Annotated in this window: 16 protein-coding genes and 3 tRNA genes; 8 read left to right on the top strand and 11 right to left on the bottom strand. The window is 64.1% G+C overall.

The window, feature by feature from the left end; genetic code table 11:
• Positions 1–233 precede the first annotated feature (233 nt).
• From AC07X4_RS18485 to AC07X4_RS18475, 3 genes are all read left to right on the top strand, one after another.
• Complete coding sequence (locus tag AC07X4_RS18485) at positions 234–1,031, top strand: lectin (protein WP_494740900.1); 798 nt, start codon at positions 234–236, stop codon at positions 1,029–1,031.
• Between the two features lie 9 nt (positions 1,032–1,040).
• Positions 1,041–1,538 (top strand): EF-hand domain-containing protein, encoded by a 498-nt coding sequence (locus AC07X4_RS18480; RefSeq protein ID WP_116747359.1) that lies wholly within the window; start codon positions 1,041–1,043, stop codon positions 1,536–1,538.
• Between the two features lie 216 nt (positions 1,539–1,754).
• Positions 1,755–3,176 carry a TAXI family TRAP transporter solute-binding subunit gene (locus tag AC07X4_RS18475; RefSeq protein ID WP_494740899.1) on the top strand — a complete coding sequence of 474 codons (1,422 nt, stop codon included), beginning with the start codon at positions 1,755–1,757 and terminating at the stop codon, positions 3,174–3,176.
• A 69-nt stretch (positions 3,177–3,245) separates the two neighbouring features.
• On the opposite strand, the gene AC07X4_RS18470 is transcribed toward AC07X4_RS18475, so the two are convergent.
• Together AC07X4_RS18470 and ettA are read right to left on the bottom strand one after the other, a co-directional pair.
• Positions 3,246–5,774 (bottom strand): DUF1631 family protein, encoded by a 2,529-nt coding sequence (locus AC07X4_RS18470; protein WP_494740898.1) that lies wholly within the window; start codon positions 5,772–5,774, stop codon positions 3,246–3,248.
• A gap of 59 nt (positions 5,775–5,833) precedes the next feature.
• On the bottom strand, positions 5,834–7,495 hold the full coding sequence (gene ettA, locus AC07X4_RS18465) for an energy-dependent translational throttle protein EttA (RefSeq protein ID WP_056064117.1): 1,662 nt from the start codon (positions 7,493–7,495) through the stop codon (positions 5,834–5,836).
• Between the two features lie 298 nt (positions 7,496–7,793).
• Between ettA and AC07X4_RS18460 the strand changes: the two genes are divergently transcribed.
• From AC07X4_RS18460 to AC07X4_RS18445, 4 genes are all read left to right on the top strand, one after another.
• The gene (locus tag AC07X4_RS18460; RefSeq protein WP_494740897.1) at positions 7,794–9,578 is read left to right on the top strand and encodes a DEAD/DEAH box helicase; all 1,785 of its coding nucleotides are present in this window, start codon (positions 7,794–7,796) and stop codon (positions 9,576–9,578) included.
• Positions 9,490–10,194, top strand: a complete 705-nt coding sequence (locus AC07X4_RS18455) for a Rossmann-fold NAD(P)-binding domain-containing protein (RefSeq protein WP_494740896.1) — start codon at positions 9,490–9,492, stop codon at positions 10,192–10,194. Before AC07X4_RS18460 ends, AC07X4_RS18455 begins: the two co-directional genes overlap by 89 nt.
• A 45-nt stretch (positions 10,195–10,239) precedes the next feature.
• Positions 10,240–11,328 carry an endonuclease/exonuclease/phosphatase family protein gene (locus AC07X4_RS18450; protein ID WP_056064126.1) on the top strand — a complete coding sequence of 363 codons (1,089 nt, stop codon included), beginning with the start codon at positions 10,240–10,242 and terminating at the stop codon, positions 11,326–11,328.
• A 138-nt stretch (positions 11,329–11,466) separates the two neighbouring features.
• The gene (locus AC07X4_RS18445; protein ID WP_494740895.1) at positions 11,467–13,341 is read left to right on the top strand and encodes a M14 family metallopeptidase; all 1,875 of its coding nucleotides are present in this window, start codon (positions 11,467–11,469) and stop codon (positions 13,339–13,341) included.
• 191 nt (positions 13,342–13,532) lie between these two features.
• Here the strand turns inward: AC07X4_RS18445 and AC07X4_RS18440 are convergent, their stop codons facing one another.
• A complete protein-coding gene (locus tag AC07X4_RS18440; RefSeq protein WP_494740894.1) occupies positions 13,533–15,272 on the bottom strand; it encodes a cation:proton antiporter domain-containing protein in 1,740 nt (579 codons plus the stop codon).
• Positions 15,273–15,464: 192 nt separating this feature from the next.
• On the opposite strand from AC07X4_RS18440, the gene AC07X4_RS18435 reads away from it, so the two are divergent.
• A tRNA-Arg gene (locus AC07X4_RS18435) sits at positions 15,465–15,541 on the top strand.
• 137 nt (positions 15,542–15,678) lie between these two features.
• Here AC07X4_RS18435 and AC07X4_RS18430 read toward each other — a convergent pair.
• The 8 genes from AC07X4_RS18430 to AC07X4_RS18395 form a co-directional block, all read right to left on the bottom strand.
• A complete protein-coding gene (locus tag AC07X4_RS18430; protein ID WP_056064167.1) occupies positions 15,679–15,882 on the bottom strand; it encodes a hypothetical protein in 204 nt (67 codons plus the stop codon).
• A gap of 191 nt (positions 15,883–16,073) precedes the next feature.
• Positions 16,074–16,149: transfer RNA gene (locus AC07X4_RS18425), tRNA-His, on the bottom strand.
• Between the two features lie 49 nt (positions 16,150–16,198).
• A complete protein-coding gene (locus AC07X4_RS18420; RefSeq protein WP_494740893.1) occupies positions 16,199–18,127 on the bottom strand; it encodes a SurA N-terminal domain-containing protein in 1,929 nt (642 codons plus the stop codon).
• A 60-nt stretch (positions 18,128–18,187) separates the two neighbouring features.
• Positions 18,188–18,263 (bottom strand) — tRNA-Val (locus AC07X4_RS18415).
• Between the two features lie 15 nt (positions 18,264–18,278).
• On the bottom strand, positions 18,279–18,551 hold the full coding sequence (locus AC07X4_RS18410; RefSeq protein WP_008906675.1) for an HU family DNA-binding protein: 273 nt from the start codon (positions 18,549–18,551) through the stop codon (positions 18,279–18,281).
• Positions 18,552–18,852: 301 nt separating this feature from the next.
• Entirely contained in the window at positions 18,853–19,947 is a 1,095-nt protein-coding gene (locus tag AC07X4_RS18405; RefSeq protein WP_494740892.1) for a tartrate dehydrogenase, read from the bottom strand.
• A gap of 70 nt (positions 19,948–20,017) precedes the next feature.
• Positions 20,018–20,584 carry a CDP-diacylglycerol--glycerol-3-phosphate 3-phosphatidyltransferase gene (pgsA, locus tag AC07X4_RS18400; protein WP_026436902.1) on the bottom strand — a complete coding sequence of 189 codons (567 nt, stop codon included), beginning with the start codon at positions 20,582–20,584 and terminating at the stop codon, positions 20,018–20,020.
• A 45-nt stretch (positions 20,585–20,629) separates the two neighbouring features.
• Positions 20,630–20,786, bottom strand: a 157-nt coding sequence (locus tag AC07X4_RS18395) for a helix-hairpin-helix domain-containing protein (RefSeq protein WP_494740909.1), incomplete at its 5' end; no start/stop codon positions are given.

The following is a 20,786-nucleotide window of genomic DNA, read 5'->3' as shown; positions in this document are numbered from 1 at the left end:
GCAGTGGGTGGGTGGGTAGTACACAGGCAGACAAGGGGCTGCCCCAGCGCGATGCCATCATGCACGAACAGCCCCCGCTGCTCCAGCGAGATTTCAACCGATGGCGCCCCTGTCGCCGGGCGCACAAGCATCAGACCGTCCTATGATGCCGGTGACGGTTGGTGCCCTGGGCCGGGGCCCACTGCACTACACCCATCCCCATGGCCCCTGATCGGAACAAGGAGAGTGAACCCATGAGAGACCAGGCCTTTCGGAAACATGCATGGCTGCTGTGCCTGCCAATGCTCGTGAGTACCCCGGCGGCACAGGCGCAGGACCAGTTGGTGGATTTGCAGTCCAGCGGCGGCTACACCTCCTACCGCCTCGCGGACGACGTGACCCAGGTGGATCTGGTGGAACAAACCCAGGGGGCCTGCCGCTTCAACCGCACCTGGGGCTACGACCTGACCAATCGCGAGCTGTGGACCAACGGTGGTTGCGGGGGACGTTTCAAGATCACACGCACCTATGCATCCGGTAGCAGCAGCGGCTCCAATGCCGGAGCAGCTGTGGCGGCCGTGGCGGCCATTGCCGGCATTGCGTTGCTGGCCAACCACAACCGGCACGACAACGACCGTCGCCCCGAGTACCCGGACTACCCCGGCCAGGGCGGGGACTGGGGGCGCGAGATCCGGGTGGACGGCCGCCTGTGCCTCGACGTGAGGGGTGGCAAATTCCAGCCCGGCACCACCCTGCAGGTGTACGAATGCAACGGGACGGCGTCCCAGCGTTTTGCGGTGGGGCGCGGCGGCGAGATCCGGGTGCGCGACCTGTGCGTGGACGTGGACCGAGGCGACCCACGGGACGGCGCGCGGGTGGTGCTGTGGTCCTGCTCGGGCTCGCGCAGCCAAAGCTGGTCTACCCCGGGTGGGCAGATCGTGAGCCAGCTCACCGGCAAATGCCTGGATGTAGACGCAGGCCAGGTCCGCCCTGGGGCACACACCATGGTCTGGCCCTGCAACCGCAGCCCCAGCCAACGCTGGTGGTGGTAAGGAGGTCCCATGCAAACAACTCTTCACTGGATCTGTGCAGGCGCCTGCGCCCTGGTGCTGGCAACAACGACGCACGCGGCCAATGCGGCCGACACCTCCATATCGTCGCCCACCACGCCACCACGCCCTGCCAAGGCGCACAAACCGGTGGCGCCAACCCTCACCCACCGGCTGCAGGCCATCTGCTCGGCAGCCGATCTCAATCATGACGGCAACGTGTCGCTGGACGAGTTCCACCAGGACATCGTGCAGAGCTGGCACAGCCTGGGGCCCGATGCAGAGGGCTACGTCCATCTCTCCCAGCTGGGCCAATTGCCCCGCATCGGCAAAGGCCAACTGAGGCGGCTGGCGGCAGCCGACAAGGACGGGGACGGAAAGCTGTCGTTCAAGGAGGTGGTGCAGGCACGCATGGCCTACTTCGAGGCAGCGGATGTGGACCAGAACGACATGCTCTCGCTGCAGGAATGTATGGCCTATGAGCGCCAACGCAGGCGCCTGCCGCAGTAGGAGCCCTCGCTGGCCGGCGGTTTTAGTCCTCCAGCTATCTGAGACCTGGGCGACTCCCGGTGCGGGATGCCCAGCGCCGGTGCGCGTCGCCGCCACGCCTGCCTGGATAATCCACCGGCTCGCTGATAGCGAGATATGGCTACGGGACCACCCAGGGGCCCCGTCACCCCATCCAGGCATACCGCCGCCCCGTTTCGCTCTGTTTGTTCATCCCCCATGCCCCAGGCCTTTCGCAACACTTTCCTCACCCTGCGCGATCTGATTGTGTCAGCAGGCCCCCTCGCCTTCTTGGCGGTCGGGCTGCTGGTGCTGGCCTATTGGTGGCTCAACCCCAATCCCCCCAAGACGGTGACCCTGGCCACAGGCCCTGCCCAAAGTGCCTATGAGGAGTTTGGCAAGCGCTACCAGAAGGCGCTGGCGGCGGACGGCATTGATGTGGTTCTGCTGCCCAGCGAAGGCTCATCGCACAACCTGCAGCTTCTGCGCGACGGCCAGGCCGATGTCGCTTTTGTACAGGGCGGCACAGCCGAACTGCAACCCGATGATCCGGACAACCTGGTATCGCTGGGCAGCCTGTTTGTAGAGCCGCTGTGGCTGTTCTACCGCAGCGATGCAGCAGAGCGCATGCACAACGCACCCCGGCTTGATGGCCTGCGGCAGCTACGCGGCTGGCGGGTGAATGTGGGGTCGGAGGGCAGCGGCGTGCCCACGCTGATCGAGCGGCTGCTGCAGGCCAACAAGGTGGAGCCCAGCGCAGTCAAGCTATCGCGCCTGGAACAGACGCCCGCGACGGTGGAGTTTTTGGCGGGGAGGCTCGACGCCTTGGTATTTGCCTCGGCGCCTGAATCGCTGATGGTGCAGATGCTGCTGCAAACGCCCGGCGTGCAGCTGCTGGATTTTGCGCAGCACGAGGCCTACGCACGGCGGTTTCCGTTCCTCACCCCCGTGACCTTGCCACGCGGGGTGGTGGACCTCGCGGCCAACGTGCCCCAGCGCGATGTTCGGCTCGTGGCCACCACCACGTCCCTGCTGGCGCGCGACGGCACGCACCCCGCCCTGCTGACCCTGTTCGCCCAGAACGCACAAAAGCTGCACAGCGGCGCGGGCTGGTTCAACCGGGCGCGTGAGTTTCCCAACACGCGCGGCAGCGAGCTGCCGATTGCCAAGGAGGGCGACCGCGCCATGAACGAACCGGTGCCCATGCTGCAACGCTACCTGCCGTTCTGGATGGCCAACCTGATTGAGCGCATGTGGCTGGTGCTGGGCATCTTGCTGGCCATCATGCTGCCGCTGTCGCGCATCGTGCCGCCGCTCTACCAGTTCCGGGTGCGGTCACGGGTGTTCCGCTGGTATGGCCGCCTGCGCGAGATCGAAAACGACCTGGAAATGGGCAAAAGCGACCCCTCAACCCTGCTGCGCACCCTCGACGGACTGGAAGCCCAGGCCGAAAAGGTGAGCGTGCCTCTGTCGTATGCGGACGAACTGTATGCCCTGCGCAACCACATCCACCTGGTGCGCAAAAAGCTGCTGCGCGCGTCGGAAGGGGCTGGTGGATCTGCTGACCACAGCACGCCGGGCGAAGGGATGACGAACAACAGCGCGACGGAAACAGGGAGTGCAGCAGGGACTGGGCGTTGACCAGCTCTACAGCTGCACAAGGCCGCTCGCGGCCTCAAGATGGCACCCGCAGCGCGCGTGTCTGTGCGATCAGCGATTCTTGGGCGACTTGGCACCCGAAGCCGGGGCCAGGGGGGCGGATTTGGACAGCGGCGCCATTTTGGAGCCGAAGCCCGTACGGCCCTCGGACGACTTGCGATCTGCCCCGCCCGCCTCCGCAACGCCCGAAGCGCGGACCGCAGGCTTGGCGGGCTTGGGCGGCTGGGCCGGCACCACGCGCAGCGAGCCTTCGGCCGCCAGCTTGTCGCGCATGCGGCGGGTCATGGACTGGGTGCTGGCATCCGGCGCAGTGAACAAAAACAGGGTGCCATGCGGGCTGGCCCAGGTCAGCTGGGTGCGCACCACCCGGCCATTGGTCACCAGCTCCACCCAGGCCCCGATGACAAAATCAGCGTAAGGGTCCGGGGTGTCCATCGGCGCCTGGGCACTGTCCTGCGGTGCAGGAGCGGACGCCTCTGCCGATTCGGACAGCTCTGTCGCCTCCGGGGCCACTTCGGGCTCTCCCGCAGGGGCGGACACTGGGGCAGGAGCCGGTTTTTCAAAAGCGGCCTGGTGCAACGCCACGAGCCGCTGCAAGAATGCGCTGGTCTGCACCGCCGGGTAGTTGATGGTCTTGAGGCCCTTGCGCAGTTTGGCCAGCAGGCCGGGGATGGCGTCGTTGAGCCGGTCCGTCTCCTGGCGCGTGAGGTCAGGCTGCGCAGTCCACAGCAACACAGGAACCAGCGCCAGGTAACCGCTGGGGTCATCTTCCTGGCTATCGTCACTGCGCATCACCTGCGCCAGCGCCACCACGTCAGCCCAGGGGCCCGCCGCAAAATCCAGCACGTCCGACGGCACCTTGTCCACATCCGGCAGCTTGCGGATATCGGCTGCGATCTTCTCGGCCAGCAGTTCGCGCTGCTCCGCCTGCAATTTGGCTTTCTGCTCGGCCTCCTGCTGGGCCTTGATCTTTTGCTCCTGGGTGTCCCAGGCAGACTGCAGGGCCTTGAGCACGGTGTCGAACGGCCCCGCGTCCTTGACCTCATGGGCAGACAGGTGGCCCACAGCCTCGGTCACCAGTCGCATGAAGCGGCTGAAGCCAGGCTCTGTCTCGGCGGTGAATGCCAAGCTGCGCTGCGTAAGCTCGTCAAGCAGGCGGCGCGCAGGGTGGCTGCTGTCGGTAAAAAACCGGCCGTCGTGGTGCACCAGTTGCTTGAGCGCAGGCTCCAGGCTCTTGACGGCCTGCTGCACAGGGGGCAGCAAACGGGCGTCCTGAGAGATGTTGGCCATCATGCGCCCCACCACCTCCACCGCCATGGCCGTGGACTGGGTAGCAGCCTCCATGGGCATGGCTGCATAGACCACCGGCGCAACGCCAGGCCCACGCCAGCCTGCGAGAGGCACGGGCAAAGAGCCCGCCTGGCTGACAGTGCCCCCACCGGCAAGACGGCCCACCAGGCGCTCCAGCTGCGCCATGTCTTCAATCGCTTCAGCGGCCGCACCCGACGGGTAGTAGCCCCCGGCCAACGATGACTGGGCGCTGGCGGCTCCCGCGCGGGGGTCTACCCAGCCCGGCTGACCCGCGCCGCTGGGCATGACCACCGCCTGTGCGGGAACGGCGCCGTAGACCGGAGGAGGGGCAAATGGATCACCGCCCGCCAACATCTGGCGCAGGATGCCGACCGTGAGCAAAGCCTCTTCGGCAGCGTCCACGGGCACGGGCACCATGGCACCCTGCTGGGAGTCGCCGCTCCAGCCTGTGCTGAGGCCCATACCACGCCCATAACCTGTGTTGCCATAGTCGCCCATGGGCGCGTTCATCGAGGGGCCGTACCCGGAATAACCGCCCCCGTAACCCGTACCGGGCCCGCCATAGCCAGACCCACCGTAACCGGTGCCTTGGCCGCGACCGCCGCCCGCAGGCGTGCCCAGCACTGCGTAGCCCACCGGCTGTACGCCATGCTCACGCAAGCTCTGAGCGGTTTTTTTGTATTCTTCGGCCAGCAGCTTCCCGAGTAGGTCGCGCATGTGCTGCATCCACAGCTGCCGTACCTCGGCCGAGACGCCGGTCTCACCCACCACCTGCTGCAATGCACGGATGTAGCTCTCGGGCCGCAGAGGGTTGCGCTCGGGTTGCACGCTACGCAAACCTTGCGCAGCGCTCACCAGGGTGTTGAGTTCGGCCAGTACGGCGTCGGTGGCATGCAGCGCAGACTGCTGGGCCTTGGACAGTTCCACCTGGGCCTGCATCTCGCTTTCGTCCATGAGCGAAAGCTCGCCAAAGTCCATGCCGGTGTCGTCGGCCGAACTGCGCCCCTTGGCGACCGCAGGGCCTTCGGCAAATATCTCCAGCAAGGCCATGGGATAGCCCTTGACCAGCGCAGCCTCGTGCTCGTTGAGCAGCCGCAGCGCATCGCTGAGCAAATTGCGCTGCTGGATGTTGCGGCTCGCCGACTCCTCGCTGGTCAAGGCACTTTGGGTGACCTTGACGAGCTGCCCCATCAGGGCCTCGCCACCGCGAACGGCGTTGACAACGCAGGCGCGAAAAACGGCTCTCAGACGCGATGCGGGCAGGGACATGGTGGGAGGGAGGAATCGGACAAGAGGTTTCCAGATGCAATCCTACTTGACCTCGGCCTTTATTTGAGGGCCTTGAAACGCATCCGCTTGGGCTTTGCACCTTCTTCACCCAGCCGCTTCTTCTTGTCGGCCTCGTACTCCTGGTAATTGCCGTCAAAGAACGTCCACTGGCTGTCACCCTCGGCGGCCAGAATGTGCGTGGCGATCCGGTCCAGGAACCAGCGATCGTGGCTGATAACCAACACTGTGCCCGCGTATTCGAGCAAAGCGTCTTCCAGCGCGCGCAGGGTTTCCACGTCCAGGTCGTTCGAAGGCTCGTCCAGCAGCAGCACGTTGCCGCCAGCAATCAGTGTCTTGGCCAAGTGCAGACGGCCACGCTCACCGCCCGACAGCATGCCCACCTTCTTTTGCTGGTCGCCACCGTTGAAGTTGAAGCGCCCTGCGTAAGCACGGCTGGCCATGGTGAACTTGCCGATGTTGATCATGTCCAGGCCGCCGGAGATGTCTTCCCACACGGTCTTGTCGTCCGACAGGGCATCGCGGTGCTGGTCCACAAAGGCCATCTTCACGGTCGAGCCGATCACCACCTCACCGCTGTCCGGCTGCTCGCGGCCCGCGATGAGCTTGAACAGGGTCGATTTACCGGCACCGTTCGGACCGATGATGCCCACGATGGCACCCGCAGGGATAGTCATGGACAGGTTGTCGATGAGCACACGGTCGCCGAAAGACTTGGTGACGTTGTGGAACTCAATGACCTGGGTGCCCAGGCGCTCGGCCACAGGAATGAAGATTTCCTGGGTTTCGTTGCGCTTTTGGTATTCGTAGTCGCTCAGTTCCTCGAAACGGGCGATACGCGCCTTGCTCTTGGCCTGACGGCCCTTGGCGTTCTGGCGCACCCATTCCAGTTCCTTCTTCAGGGCCTTGGCGCGTGCCTCCTCACCCTTGTTTTCAGATTCCAGACGGGCCTGCTTCTGGTCCAGCCAGGTGCTGTAGTTGCCCTTGTATGGGTGACCGTAGCCGCGGTCCAGTTCCAAAATCCACTCCGCGGCGTTATCGAGGAAGTAGCGATCGTGGGTGATGGCCACCACGGTGCCCGGAAAGCGGTGCAGGAACTGCTCCAGCCAGTCCACCGATTCAGCATCCAAGTGGTTGGTGGGTTCGTCGAGCAGCAGCATGTCGGGCTTGGACAGCAGCAGGCGGCACAGCGCAATGCGGCGCTTTTCACCACCAGACAGCAGCCCGACCTTGGCGTCCCAAGGAGGCAGGCGCAGGGCATCGGCAGCGATTTCGAGCTGGTGCTCGGAGTCAGTCCCCGCCGTCGCAATGATGGCTTCCAGGCGAGCCTGTTCAGCGGCCAGTGCGTCAAAGTCTGCATCGGCCTCGGCGTAGGCGGCGTACACCTCTTCCAGCTTGGCCTTGGCGGCAAACACCTCGCCCATGGCCTCTTCCACGCTTTCGCGGACTGTGTGCTCCGAGTTGAGCTGGGGCTCCTGGGGCAGATAGCCGATCTTGATGCCAGGCATCGGAATGGCTTCGCCTTCGATCTCCTTGTCCACGCCGGCCATGATCTTGAGCAGCGTGGATTTGCCAGAGCCGTTCAGACCCAGCACACCAATCTTGGCGCCCGGGAAAAAGCTCAGGGAGATGTCCTTCAAGATCTGCCGCTTGGGCGGCACGGTCTTGGAGACGCGATTCATCGAATAAACGTATTGGGCCATGGAGGGTTCTAGCTTGCGAAAGTGGGCAGGAAGTCTGCATCCGAGCAGGTTCAGAGGGCCATTTGGAGCATTCCAAAAAGACGCCGAACGCGCTCTCAAACCCTAGATTATCGGTCCATGCGACAATACCCCCGTTGTGGGCTCCAGTTGCCCGCCACATCAGCACACTGCTGGGGACGAAGGAAGCCACGCTTCCGGGCTCCCAATCCTGAACCTCATCAGCCTGAGACTGGCTCAGCAACCTCCCGGTTGCACGACAGGCGGATACCCAGCGCCCCGGACGGGCGCATCCAACGACATGACATTTGACGAACTGAACCTGGCTCCTGCCATCCTGAAGGCCGTGCACGAAACGGGCTATGAAACCCCCACGCCCATTCAGGCCCAGGCCATTCCCGCCGTTCTGGAAGGCCACGACCTTCTGGCCGGTGCGCAGACTGGCACCGGCAAGACCGCTGCGTTCACCCTGCCCATGCTGCACCGCCTCTCGCAAGGCACGGCACCCAAGAACAAGTTTGGCGGCAAGGGCATCCGCGCCCTGGTGCTGACCCCCACCCGTGAGCTCGCAGCCCAGGTCGAAGAATCGGTGCGCGAATACGGCAAGTACCTGGACATCAACTCCACCGTGGTCTTCGGTGGTGTGGGCATGAACCCGCAGATCGACCGCATCAAGCGCGGCGTGGACATCCTGGTGGCCACCCCTGGCCGTCTGCTGGACCTGCAGCAACAGGGCTTCCTGGACCTGTCCACCGTGCAGGTGCTGGTGCTTGACGAAGCCGACCGCATGCTCGACATGGGCTTCATCCACGACGTGAAGAAGGTGCTGGCCCTGGTGCCCAAGGACAAGCAAAGCCTGCTGTTCTCGGCCACCTTCAGCGACGAGATCCGCGAGCTGGCCAACACCCTGCTCAAGAACCCGCAAAGCATCCAGGTCACCCCGCGCAACACCACGGTGCAGCGTATTTCGCAAGTGATCCACCCGGTGGGCCGCGGCAAGAAAAAGCAGGTGCTGCTGCACATCATCCAGCAACACAACTGGAGCCAGGTGCTGGTATTCACGCGCACCAAGTTCGGCGCCAACAACGTGGCCGAGTTCCTGACCAAGAATGGTGTGCAGGCCATGGCCTTGCACGGCAACAAGAGCCAGAGTGCCCGTACGCAGGCCTTGGCGGGCTTCAAGAGTGGCGAGATCCGTGCCCTGGTGGCCACCGATATCGCCGCACGTGGCATCGACATCGATGACCTGCCGCACGTCGTCAACTACGAAATCCCGAACGTCTCCGAAGACTACGTGCACCGCATCGGCCGTACGGGCCGCGCAGGCGCTACGGGCGAAGCCGTGAGCCTGGTCTGCATGGACGAAGAAGGTTTCATGATGGACATCGAGCGCTTTACCAAGCAGCAGATTCCTGTCCAGGTGATCGAAGGTTTTGGCCCAGAACCCGGAGAGAAGGCGGAACCCATCGCCATGGGCCGCCAGACCATCTGGGGCGGCGCAGGCAAGCCCCCGAGCCGTGATGTGATGCAGGCAGCCGCCAAGGCCGCCCGCAGCGAAATGATGGAGCGCATCCGCACCAACAAGGCAGGCCAGGGCGGCGGCCAAGGTGGGGAGCGAGGCCCCCGTGCAGGCAACGGTGGTGGTGGCCGTTCCGGTGGCGGAGCTCCACGCAACGCCCAGGGTCCAGCCGGCGGCGGCCGCGGAGGCCAGGGTGGTGGCCGGGGTGGTGCCCGTGACAGCGCCGCCCAGGCACCTGCGCGCAGCCGAGGCCCACGCCCCGAAGGCGGCGGTGGTCATCGCTACGATGACGCACAACCCCCCCGCGCCAATGCGCACCTGGGCACACACCTGGGTCACAGCAACCCAGGTCATCGCAGCTCGGGCCACGGTGCGGGCGGTCAGCCCGACCCCATGCGCACCAGCGTGGACAGCATGGCTGAACGCGGCCGCCGTGGCGGCGGCGGTGGTGGGTATCGCAACTCTGGAGGTGGCGGCTATGGTGGCGGATCAGGCACGGGTGGCGGTGGTGGCCGGGGCAACGGGCCTCGTGGGCCAGGCGGTCCTCGCGGCTCTTTTAACCGCTGAGACGCGCAAAGCGCCCCTTGCCAACACCACGGACCCAGCGGGCGCCAGCATCCATGTGCTGCACGCCAAAGGGCGGCGTGCGCCAGCGCTGGACCATCCCCGCCTGCAACTGCACGCGGTGGATTTTGCGGCGATGCCCGCCTTGCCGCACGTCGATGATGTTTACATCACCCTGGGCACCACCATGGCTGCAGCCGGCAGCCAGAGCGCGTTCCGTGCGGTGGACTATGACGCCGTGATGGCCACGGCCCGCGCAGCGCGCGCGGCGGGCGCCAACCGCTGTGGCGTGGTCACCGCCATGGGGGCCAATGCGCAATCGCGCATCTTTTACAACCGCGTCAAAGGCGAGGTCGAGCGCGACCTTCAGCAGCTGGGTTTTGAGACGCTGGTCATTGCACGCCCATCCCTGCTGATGGGCGAACGCCGGGCGCTGCAACAAGCCCACCGGCCCGCAGAGTCCCTGTCGCTCAAACTGTTTCAGTGGCTGAACCCGGTCCTGCCCGCCAACTACCGTGCCCGCCCCGGGGCGGAGGTGGCCCGTGCGCTCGTCCGTGCCGTACAGTTGGGCCGACCCGGGCTGCAAGTGCTGTCCGGCCGCGCGCTGCAGGCCAGTTGATACAGGGTGCAGCCGTCGTGACCCCGCCTACGCTGTACGCCCTTCATGCGCCCCAACGAACTCCCCCAACCGCTGGACACCCTCATGGTGGCCACTTGCAATGTGCTCAACCTGGCCAATCCGGGACGCCTGTTCTACGAGAACCAGGACCCCTACAGCCAGACCGAGTTTGAACGCAAGATCACCTGGCTGGGCGAGCGCTTTCGGGCACTGAACGCCGATGTACTGGCGGTGCAGGAGGTCTGGGACGACGCGGCCTTCAAAGGGGCACTGGGTCGGGGTGGCTTGCGCTACGACTTCGTCGCCGTACCAGGGGCCGAGAACAACGACACCCAACAGGGCGCACAGGGAACGCCCCGTGTGGGCCTGGCCACGCGGCTCAAGGTCGAGGCATTGCAGTCCTTTGCCGACTTCCCACCGGGCTTTCAGGTGGATGTACCTGGCATTGGCCAACACACGCGCTTCGAGCGCCCACCCCTCGTGGCCACGTTGCGGATGAAGCATGGCCAAACCCTCAACGTACTCACCGCGCACCTCAAATCCAAGCGCCCCAAATTTCTGCAGGACGCATTGGGCCAGCCTACGGAGGACAGGGACGACCGCAAGGTGGTCGCACTGGCATCGCTGCGCTCGCTGATCATGCGCGGTGCGGAGGCCATGGCGCTGCGGTGCCTGGTGATCGACCTGCTGCACCGCACCAGCGTGCCCCTGGTAGTGCTGGGCGACTTCAACGACACCCCCGACAGCGTGACCACGCAACTGATCTGCGCCACCACCGACATCGCCTACGACCGGTCCGCCCGTGATGTGGCCTTGTTCAATGCGTACGACCTGCAGGGAGATTTCGCCTTGAAAAAGGACGTGGCCTACTCCCACATCCACCAGGGCGCGCCCTATGTGCTGGACCAGATCCTGGTCAGCGAGGAGTTCCTGCCCAATGGGCGCAACAGCGTGGGCGATGTGCGCCGGGTGGATTATTTCAACGACCACCTGCATGAGGGACGCGACCGCACGCGCTCGGACCACGGCTTTGTGCGCGCCTTGCTGCGCCTGAAAATACCCAGTTCTCCTCTGGCCCAGAGCATCTCGCCGCCGCCGACCGACGTTAGCGCACCCAGCGACGCCCCTCGCTGATCACTGCGGCAGCCCACGGCGCCACGGGTTTGCAACGGGATGTACGCTGACAAGGAGAGGCGAGTGTGCACAGGTAACATCCACGTACAAAGCGCCCCACTCGCCCCACACCAGGGGCTCTCTCTGGCAGCCCACACCATGAACCAGCACAATTTCCTGCGCCGCAGCGCCGATACCACCCCGCTTTCCCGCCCTGAACCACGGATTGCGCGCTGGGCCGCCCCGGCCACGCTGGCAGCACTGCTGCTGACGGCCTGCGGCAGCACCCCGCTGCCCCCTTGGCCATCCACCCCCACTGCCCAGCAGCGCAGCGCCCCCGCGCCACTGCCGCGCGTACAACAAGGTACGGTGGTACCCGCACCGCTGGGACAGCAAACGCCCTCGCAGCTGCCGCCACAACGGGCTGCCGTGGTGGCCAGCCCCCTGCCCCCGTCCGCGCCGCTCTTGGTGCGCGACGAGGCGCCCATGGCGCCGCCCTATGGCGATGCGGTGGCCGCGCGGTTCCCCAACCCTTCTGTGGTCTACAGCACACCCGGCCTGGGTGCCGACCGCAGGGCCTTCACCACCAATACCGAGCTGGGCCAATGGCTGCGCGGGCTGAGCGACGGCGTGCCCCGTGGCGGCACACGCGCGCAGTTGCTGCAGATTGGCACCTCGCAACGCGGCGAGCCCATCCAGGGCCTGCTGCTTACCCGTGCCCGAGGCACAGACCCTGCCAGCCTGGACAAGAGCGGCCGCCCCACCGTTGTGCTGATCGGCCAGCAGCATGGCGACGAACCCGCAGGCAGTGAGGCACTGCTGGTCATCAGCCGTGAGCTGGCCCAGGGCCTGCTCGAGCCGCTGCTGGACCGCATCAACGTGGTGGTGGTGCCCCGCGCCAACCCCGATGGCGCCGAGGTGGGCACCCGCGTCACCGCCAATGGCGTGGACCTGAACCGCGACCACCTGTTGCTCAACACGCCCGAGGCCCGCGCCATTGCGCAGGTCATCAACGACTACCGCCCCATCCTGGTCGTGGACGCCCATGAATACACCGTGGTGGGCCGCTACCTGCAGAAGTTCAACGCCATCCAGCGCTACGACGCACTGCTGCAATACACCACCACTGCCAACTATCCGGAGTTCCTCACCAAGGCATCGCAGGAATGGTTTCACCAGCCCATGGTGGCAGCCCTCAAGGCCCAGGGCCTGACAAGTGACTGGTACTACACCACCTCGACCAACCTGCAGGACAAGCGCATCTCCATGGGGGGCACCCAGCCCGACACGGGGCGCAACGTCCATGGCCTCAAGAACACGGTCAGCCTGCTGATCGAGACCCGTGGGGTGGGCATTGGTCGCATGCACATCCAGCGCCGCGTGCATGCCCAGGTCACCGCCATCACCAGCGCGCTGCGGACCACCGCCGAGCGGGCGGCCAACCTGGAGCAGGTACGCTCGTTCGTGGCCCGCGACGTCAGCGCCCTGGCCTGCCGCGACCAGGTGGTCATTGAAGCGGAGGCCACGCCCACCCAGCGCGACCTGGATTTTCTGGACCCCGAGACCGGCGCCGATCGCAGCATTCGCGTGGACTGGAACTCATCGCTGACGCTGCGCAACACCAAGGTGCGTGCGCGGCCCTGCGGCTATTGGCTGTCGGCAGACGCCAGCGGTGCAGTGGAACGCCTGCGCCAGCTGGGCATCCAGGTCATGCGGGTGGCAGAGCCCGGTTCTGTCCTGGCCGAGAGCTACCGCGAAACCGCACGCGAAACCGGCAACCGCCAGGACGTGATCGGCACCATTGCCGGTGGTGGTGACATCGTGCGTGTGCAAGTATCTGCCGTACGCAGCGCCATTGATGCACCCGCTGGCAGCTTCTATGTGCCCCTGAACCAGCCGCGTGCCCATCTGGCCGTGGCAGCGCTGGAGCCCGACACGCAGAACAGCTACTTTGCCAACCACCTGATCCAGGACCTGGGCCAAAGCGCCCGCGTGATGGCCGTGCCATCTCTGGTGTTTGAAGAAACAGATTGATCCGTGCCTCGCGGCAGGTCGCTGCATGGCGCGAGGCTGAGGTCTGCGTTCTTGGCGGGGTCAGATGGGACGCTCCGTGAGGACGCCGCCCGGATGCTGCGCTGCGACTGTGGCCGCGGTCGCAATTTCGCTATCAATTCAATAGCTATTTAGGCATATTCTTCTAGCGCTACAGGCAGATTTCTTTCAAATCATGCCGATCCATGCAGTGGCGCAGGCCGCGTGGCGCGGGTCTGGCGGTCCCGGGCACGCTCCAGCACATGGCGTGCCATGGCCTGTGCCAAGGCATCTTCTGCCAGGAACACCTGGGCATGGCTGCATTCCTGCACCAGCCGCTGGGCCTCGTCCTCGTTGTGGCTGCGCACCACGATGTCGATGCCCGGGTTCAGGGTCTGCGCCGTCTCGATCATCTGGCGCACCTGCAGCGCGTCCGGGGTAGCCACCACCAGCATGGCGGCCCGTGCAATGTGGGCCTGGATCAGCACGGCAGGCTCCACCGCGTCACCAAACACGGCGGCCACGCCATCGGCCCGCAAGGCTTCCACCAGCTCCCGGTTCTGCTCCGCCACCACAAACGGAATATCGTTGGCCGCCAGCGTTGCCGCCACACGCCGCCCTACCCGGCCGTACCCCACCAGAACCACCTGCCGCGCGAGGTAACGCGAATCGGTGCTGGTGGGCAGTTCGGCCAAAGGGTCATCCCGCTGCTCCAGCCGCCGCGCAAGCGCCGATCGGGCGCGCAGCCAGCCCTGCAACGGCGCAATGGCACGGAACAACAGCGGGTTGAGCGCCATGGAGAACAGGGCCCCCGCCAATACCAAGCTGGCCCCCTCTGGCGGCAGCAGCCCCAACGAAGAACCCAGTGCGACCAGAATGAACGAGAACTCACCAATCTGCGCCAGGCTGGCCGATACGGTGAGCGCTGTGTTGAGCGGGTAACGGAACGCCAGCACCAGGCCCGCAGCGGCCACCGTCTTGCCCAGCATGATGATGGCGACCACTGCCAACACTTGCAGTGGGCGCTCCCACAAGACGGCAGGGTTGAAGAGCATGCCGACCGACACGAAAAAGAGTACGGCAAAGGCATCGCGCAAAGGCAGCGACTCATGCGCAGCGCGGTGGCTGAACTCGGACTCGCGCATCACCATGCCGGCAAAGAAGGCCCCGAGCGCAAACGACACGCCAAACAGCGCAGCCGACCCGAACGCAATGCCCACCGCTGCGGCCACCACGCACAGCGTGAACAACTCACGCGAGCCTGTGCGAGCCACCTGCCATAACAGCCAGGGAAACAGCCGGCGCCCGACCAGCAGCATCAGCACCACAAACGCGCCGACCTGCAGCAGGGTCCAACCCAGCGTGCGCCAGAGCTGCGCAGCATCCAGGTCGGCCCCGGTGCCGCCTCCCAGCCATCCCCCCAGCGGGGGTAGCAGCACCAGTACCAGCACCATGGCGAGATCCTCCACCACCAGCCAGCCCACTGCGATGCGTCCGGTGTAGCTGTCCAGAATCCCCAGGGTCTCCAGCGCACGCAACAGCACCACCGTACTGGCCACCGACAGTGCCAGACCAAAAACCAGGGCACCACCCATGCCCCAGCCCCACCACAGGGCCAACGCCATACCCAGCGACGTCGCCACGATCATCTGCACCACAGCACCCGGCACGGCAATCTTGCGCACGGCCAGAAGGTCGCCCCACGAGAAATGCAGGCCCACGCCAAACATCAGCAGCATCACCCCGATCTCCGCCAGCTGGCTGGCCAGGGCCGCATCTGCGACAAAACCGGGAGTGAACGGGCCGATGGCCACCCCAGCCAGCAAGTACCCCACCAATGCTGGCAGCCGCAGACGGGCGGCCAGAAAGCCCAGCACCAACGCCAGGCCCAAGGCGGCGGCAATGGTGTGGATCAGCGTGACGCTGTGTGGCATGGGCAAATGCTCCAGTGAGGCGGGCAGTCAAGGGGGATGGCCCGGTTATAACCGCATCACCATCCCGGCAGCAAAATCGCCCCTGCAGCAGCGCCAAGAGCACGGGCCAGGGCGGGTATGATTAGCGTCCTGCGTTACGCAGATGCGGACACTCCGCAAGCCCGTCCGGCCACACAGCCGGCCAACATCCATCTGCCCGTAGCTCAACTGGATAGAGCAATAGCCTTCTAAGCTATAGGTCGGGGGTTCGAGTCCCTCCGGGCAGGCCAGCCGCCCAGCTGGTAGCTTTCAATCTCCCCACTCATACCAATCAATCCTTTCTGACGAGTGCGGAACAGCCAAGCAATGCGCGCGCGGGCTGGATGACGGATGTGGATCAAGCACCTCGTTGCGTACAGCCCCAACCCTAACGATTGGGCTGCGGCACAGCGGCGTAATTCATGGCAATGGCCTGCACCACGGCGCCGATCAATGCCGCATCGCCAGCGCTCTGCGGCAACACGTCGCGCACGATCTGGACCGCGTATTGAAGTTGCTCTTTGGCCAAGGCCGCAGACATGGCGTTGCCGCGCTTTTCACTGGGCGACGCGTCGCGAATCACAAGGCTCATCAGAAACTCCCAAAAGGTGGAGCACGCAGTATGCGCCGTGTGGGGCTGTGGTGAGCGAAAGGCGGGGCTTTGATGGTGAGAAAACCCCCTTGACGCGCAACGCTGCACAGAGGGACATGCGCAAGGCGAGATTCCATACAGCCCCAAAGCAAAAAGCGCTGCAACATTTCTGCTGCAGCGCTTTGCTATTTTGGGGTGGCTGATGGGGCTCGAACCCACGACAACAGGAATCACAATCCTGGACTCTACCAACTGAGCTACAGCCACCGTAGCTTTGTATTATAGCCCGGGATTTTGGCTCCGGACATCAAATCGCTTAATTTTCTGCAGTCACTGTTGCCGCTGCCTCAGGACGTGGTGCCTTGATCTGCACCTTGAAGCGCTGCTTGAGCAGTTCATAGTACGCCAGCCCTTCGGCCGTGGCCAACCACTGCACGTATTGTTGGCGCTCCTGCTGCGCACGCTGCGCGTCCGGCGCTTGGCGCGGCACGACGCGGTTGACCTTGACCACGGCATAACCCGCAGCGCCCAAATCCACCCCCGTCCAGCCTGGCAGCGTTTCGGAGGGAGCCCGCAGTGCGGCGTCGATCAGGGCACGCGGCAAATTCTGGGTCTGTTCGCGGGAGACTTCGGTCGCTGCGGCCAAGCCTGTGGCAGAAGATGGGGCAGCCTTCCATGCATTGAGCTTGGCCTCGCCCTCCTTGCGTGCGAGTTCGGCAGATTTCTCAGCCACATACAAGGTGCGAACACGGGCCTTCACTTCGTCGTAGGGCAGTGTCAATGCAGGGGTGTAGGTGGTCACACGACCGGCAGCCATCTGGCTGGGGCCCACTTCCACCGCCTCGGTGTTGCGCTTGTTCTGCAGCGAGTCGGTAGCAAAAAGTGCTTCGAGGAACTTGGCGTTGGCCAGAGGGCCCTTGGCACCTGCGGCAGGGGTCCGGGTCACGCCCTTGGCAGTCTGGATCTTCAGCTTGAGCTTGTCGGCCACGGGCTGGAGGCTGTCTGCCTGCTCATACACACCATTGGTGAAGGACTCTGCCACCTCGGCAAACTTGCGCTGCGCCTGCTGCTGCTTGAGCTCTGCTTCCATGGTGGGGCGCAGTTCTTCGAAGCTGGGCTGGCGGGGTGTCTTGATGTCGGTGAGCTGGATGATGTGATAACCAAACTCGGTTTCCACCAGATCACTGATTTCGCCCTTTTTCAGCGCAAACGCAGCTTCTTCAAAGGGCTTGACCATCGCACCCCGGGCAAAGAAGTTCAGGTCTCCGCCCGCAACGGCCGAGCCCTTGTCGTCAGAGGATTTCTTGGCCACATCAGCAAAGCTGCCGGGAGCCTTGCGCACCTGGGCCAGCAGCTCAGTGGCACGGGCCTTGGCCTTCTCGCGGTCCGCGGCGGATGCATCCTTGGGAGCGTTTACCAAGATGTGGCTGGCGCGGCGCTCTTCCTTCGCGGTCATGCGAGCCACATTCTCTTTGTAGTAAGTACGCAGGTCGTCTTCACCCAGGGTGATGGACGCCCGCACGCTGTCGAGATCCAGCACCACGTATTCGATGGCTGCCTGTTCCAGTTGCTGGAACAGGGCGGGATGGGCCTTGTAGTAGGCCTCCAGGTCTGCATCTGCCGGAGTGACTTTGCTGGCGAAGTCAGCAGCGTTGAATCGTGCCACCTGGATCTCACGGCGCTCATACAAAGCGTCGAGCGCAAGTTTGACCTGCGCATCGGAGCCAAACGCGGAGCTCATCACGCCACCCATCACTTGGTTCACCGAGATGTCGCGGCGCACATTGGCTTCGAAACCTTCGGGCGTCAAGCCTTGAGCAGCGACCAGTGCGCGGTAGGCATCGGCGTCCAGCGTACCGTCCGGGCGCTTGAGTCCAGCAATGGCGGGAATCTCCTGCAGGCTGCGGGCCAGGCGCGCATCGCTGGTCACGAGGTGCATCTTTTGCGCGGCAGCCGCCAGCACACGGTCACGCACTAGGCGCTCCAGCGTGGCATACCGGGCGCTGGGAGAGTCCAGCAACTTGGGATCGACCGAGGGAGACTGGGCGCGAATGCGGTCTGTCTCCATGCGATGGGCATTGTCCCAGTCCGTCTGGTTGATGTTGTTGCCATCGACACGGGCTACCACAGGGCTCTTTTCAGAGAAATAGTTGCGGTCGATGCCTACCAGCACAAACGAAGGAATGATCAGCAAGAACAAGAAGATCATCACGATCTTGGAGTGCTTGCGGATGGATTCAAACATGGTCGATCTTTCAGAAGGCAAAAAACAAAAGGCGAACTTGCGTTCGCCTTTGTTCGGTGATGGTGGGTCCTGACGGTCTCGAACCGCCGACCTACTCCGTGTAAAGGAGCCGCTCTACCAACTGAGCTAAGGACCCCACCTAAACTGATCCTCAGTTCAAGGCATCTTTCAATGCCTTGCCAGGACGGAACTTCGGAACTTTAGCAGCTTTGATTTTAATCGTAGCGCCAGTACGGGGATTGCGACCGGTACGGGCAGCACGCTTGCCCACAGCGAAGGTACCGAAACCGACAAGCGACACGGTGCCGCCCTTCTTGAGAGTCTTCTTGACAGCCTCGATCGTGGATTCCAGGGCACGCGCAGCAGCGGCCTTGGAGATGTCGGCGTTGGTAGCGATGTGCTCAATCAATTCGGTTTTGTTCACAAGAAGCCTCTCGGAAAAGAGTTAATGGAATGTCTCGAGGATATCTGGTCTTCACACGCCTGAAAGCACAGCCGTGGGCTGGTGGAGAACAGGCGGGGGAATGACTGGCATACACAGCAGTGGCTGCTGCATCAGATTAAAGCCATCGAGTTTCAGAGTGTCAATACAACACGCTGTTTTGCGTCAGCGTTGTTTTGAATTCTAGTCGTATTTCACGCTGCGACAGGGCTTGGCGGGGGTTTTTGTCTCAAACACGCCGTATCGGCAGCACTCCGTATTGACACCCCGCAGCCAGCCGTACTCAACGAGCAGCGAGTGCCTGAGCGATGGCTTTGCCCACATCCTGCGTGCTGCCCGTGCCGCCCAGGTCCGGGGTGCGCGGAGCACCACTGCCGGGTTGCAACACGGCTTCGATAGCGGCCAGAACGGCGTCGTGCGCGGCGCGATAACCCAGGAAGTCCAGCATCATTGCGCCGCACCAGATCTGCCCGATGGGGTTGGCGATGCCCTTGCCCGCGATGTCGGGCGCCGAGCCATGCACTGGCTCAAACAGCGACGGCATGGTGCGCGTGGGGTTGAGGTTGGCGCTGGGCGCGATGCCGATGGTACCGGTGCACGCAGGTCCCAGGTCCGAGAGGATGTCGCCAAACAGGTTGCTGGCGACCACCACATCAAAGAAGTCCGGCCGCTGCACGAAGTGGGCGGTGAGGATGTCGATGTGGAACTTGTCCACCGTCACATCGGGGTAGGCCTTGGCCATCTCGGCCACGCGCTCGTCCCAGTAGGGCATGGTGATGGCGATGCCGTTGGACTTGGTGGCGCTGGTCAGGTGCTTCTTGGGGCGCGACTGGGCCAGTTCAAACGCAAACTTCAGCACGCGGTCCACGCCGTGGCGCGACATCACTGTCTCCTGCATCACGATCTCGCGCGGAGTGCCTTCGTACATGCGGCCACCGATGCTGGAGTATTCGCCTTCGGTGTTCTCGCGCACGATCAGCATGTCGATCTCGCCGGGCAGGCGCGGGCTGCCGTCACGGCGCACCACAGGGGCGATCACGCCTGGCATGAGGCGCGCTGGCCGAAGGTTGATGTACTGATCGAACTCGCGGCGGAACAGCAGCAGCGAGCCCCAGAGCGAGACATGGTCGGCGATCTTGTCGGGCCAGCCCACCGCGCCGAAGTAGATGGCCTCATGGCCGCCGATCTGGTCCTTCCAGTTGTCGGGCAGCATCTTGCCGTGCTTTTCGTAGTAGTCCCAGCTCGAAAAGTCAAAGTGGTCGAAATGCAGGTCAATGCCAAACTTGCGGGCGGCCTCGTCCAGAACGCGGAGGCCCTCGGGCATGACCTCTTTGCCAATGCCATCACCGGCAATGACTGCAATGCAATGCTTCGCCATTCAGATGCTCCTGAAAATATAGCTGCCTGCGCTTATATATCAAACGCTCCAGGCACCAAAGACTTGAAAACTATTTGACGCGTGCCCGGATCTCGGGCAACGCCTTCTGCAGGTAGTACACCATCGACCAGACGGTGAGCACCGCCGAGGCCCAGATGAGCCAGGTGCCCCACACGCCGGTATCGATCACGCCAAACAGGCGCCCGTCGTACAGCAAAAAGGGGATGGCCAGCATCTGCACCGTGGTCTTGACTTTGCCGATCATGTGCACGGCCACGCTCTTGCTGGCGCCGATCTGCGCCATCCACTCGCGCAGGGCCGAGATCGCGATCTCGCGGCCGATGATGATGAGGGCCACAAACACGTCGGCACGTTGCAGGTGCACCAGCACCAGGAGCGACGCACACACCAGAAACTTGTCGGCCACCGGGTCCAGGAAAGCACCGAAGGACGAGGTCTGGTTGAGCTTGCGGGCCAGGTAGCCGTCCAGCCAGTCGGTGGCCGCGAACACCACGAACATCACGGTGGCAATGAGATTGCGCGTGGCCGGGTCCAGCGGTGCGTAGAACACCCCCACGATCAAAGGTATCGCGACGATGCGCGTCCAGGTCATCAAGGTGGGGATAGTCCAGAACATGGCGGCGATTGTGTCACGGCGCGGCAGTGGAACGGCACATGGGGCTTATCTCAATGCCTTGTAAATTTCTTCTGCCAATTCATGCGAGATCCCATCCACGGTGGCCAGGTCCTCCACGCTCGCGGATGCCACTCCACGCACACCGCCAAAACGTTGCAACAGGCGCGCCCGCTTCTTGGGCCCCACCCCCGCAATTTCTTCC

Source organism: Acidovorax sp. GW460-11-11-14-LB4, assembly GCF_059423685.1.
The sequence above is the reverse complement of the archived record's forward strand: the minus strand, read 5'-3'. Positions and strand labels throughout refer to the sequence as shown.

Coding starts and splice junctions, on each gene's coding strand:
- AC07X4_RS18460 (WP_494740897.1), top strand. CDS start 7,794: ATGACATTTGACGAACTGAACCTGGCTCCTGCCATCCTGAAGGCCGTG.
- pgsA (WP_026436902.1), bottom strand. CDS start 20,584: ATGTTCTGGACTATCCCCACCTTGATGACCTGGACGCGCATCGTCGCG.
- AC07X4_RS18475 (WP_494740899.1), top strand. CDS start 1,755: ATGCCCCAGGCCTTTCGCAACACTTTCCTCACCCTGCGCGATCTGATT.
- AC07X4_RS18430 (WP_056064167.1), bottom strand. CDS start 15,882: ATGAGCCTTGTGATTCGCGACGCGTCGCCCAGTGAAAAGCGCGGCAAC.
- AC07X4_RS18450 (WP_056064126.1), top strand. CDS start 10,240: ATGCGCCCCAACGAACTCCCCCAACCGCTGGACACCCTCATGGTGGCC.
- AC07X4_RS18480 (WP_116747359.1), top strand. CDS start 1,041: ATGCAAACAACTCTTCACTGGATCTGTGCAGGCGCCTGCGCCCTGGTG.
- AC07X4_RS18445 (WP_494740895.1), top strand. CDS start 11,467: ATGAACCAGCACAATTTCCTGCGCCGCAGCGCCGATACCACCCCGCTT.
- AC07X4_RS18420 (WP_494740893.1), bottom strand. CDS start 18,127: ATGTTTGAATCCATCCGCAAGCACTCCAAGATCGTGATGATCTTCTTG.
- AC07X4_RS18440 (WP_494740894.1), bottom strand. CDS start 15,272: ATGCCACACAGCGTCACGCTGATCCACACCATTGCCGCCGCCTTGGGC.
- AC07X4_RS18405 (WP_494740892.1), bottom strand. CDS start 19,947: ATGGCGAAGCATTGCATTGCAGTCATTGCCGGTGATGGCATTGGCAAA.
- AC07X4_RS18485 (WP_494740900.1), top strand. CDS start 234: ATGAGAGACCAGGCCTTTCGGAAACATGCATGGCTGCTGTGCCTGCCA.
- ettA (WP_056064117.1), bottom strand. CDS start 7,495: ATGGCCCAATACGTTTATTCGATGAATCGCGTCTCCAAGACCGTGCCG.
- AC07X4_RS18455 (WP_494740896.1), top strand. CDS start 9,490: ATGGTGGCGGATCAGGCACGGGTGGCGGTGGTGGCCGGGGCAACGGGC.
- AC07X4_RS18470 (WP_494740898.1), bottom strand. CDS start 5,774: ATGTCCCTGCCCGCATCGCGTCTGAGAGCCGTTTTTCGCGCCTGCGTT.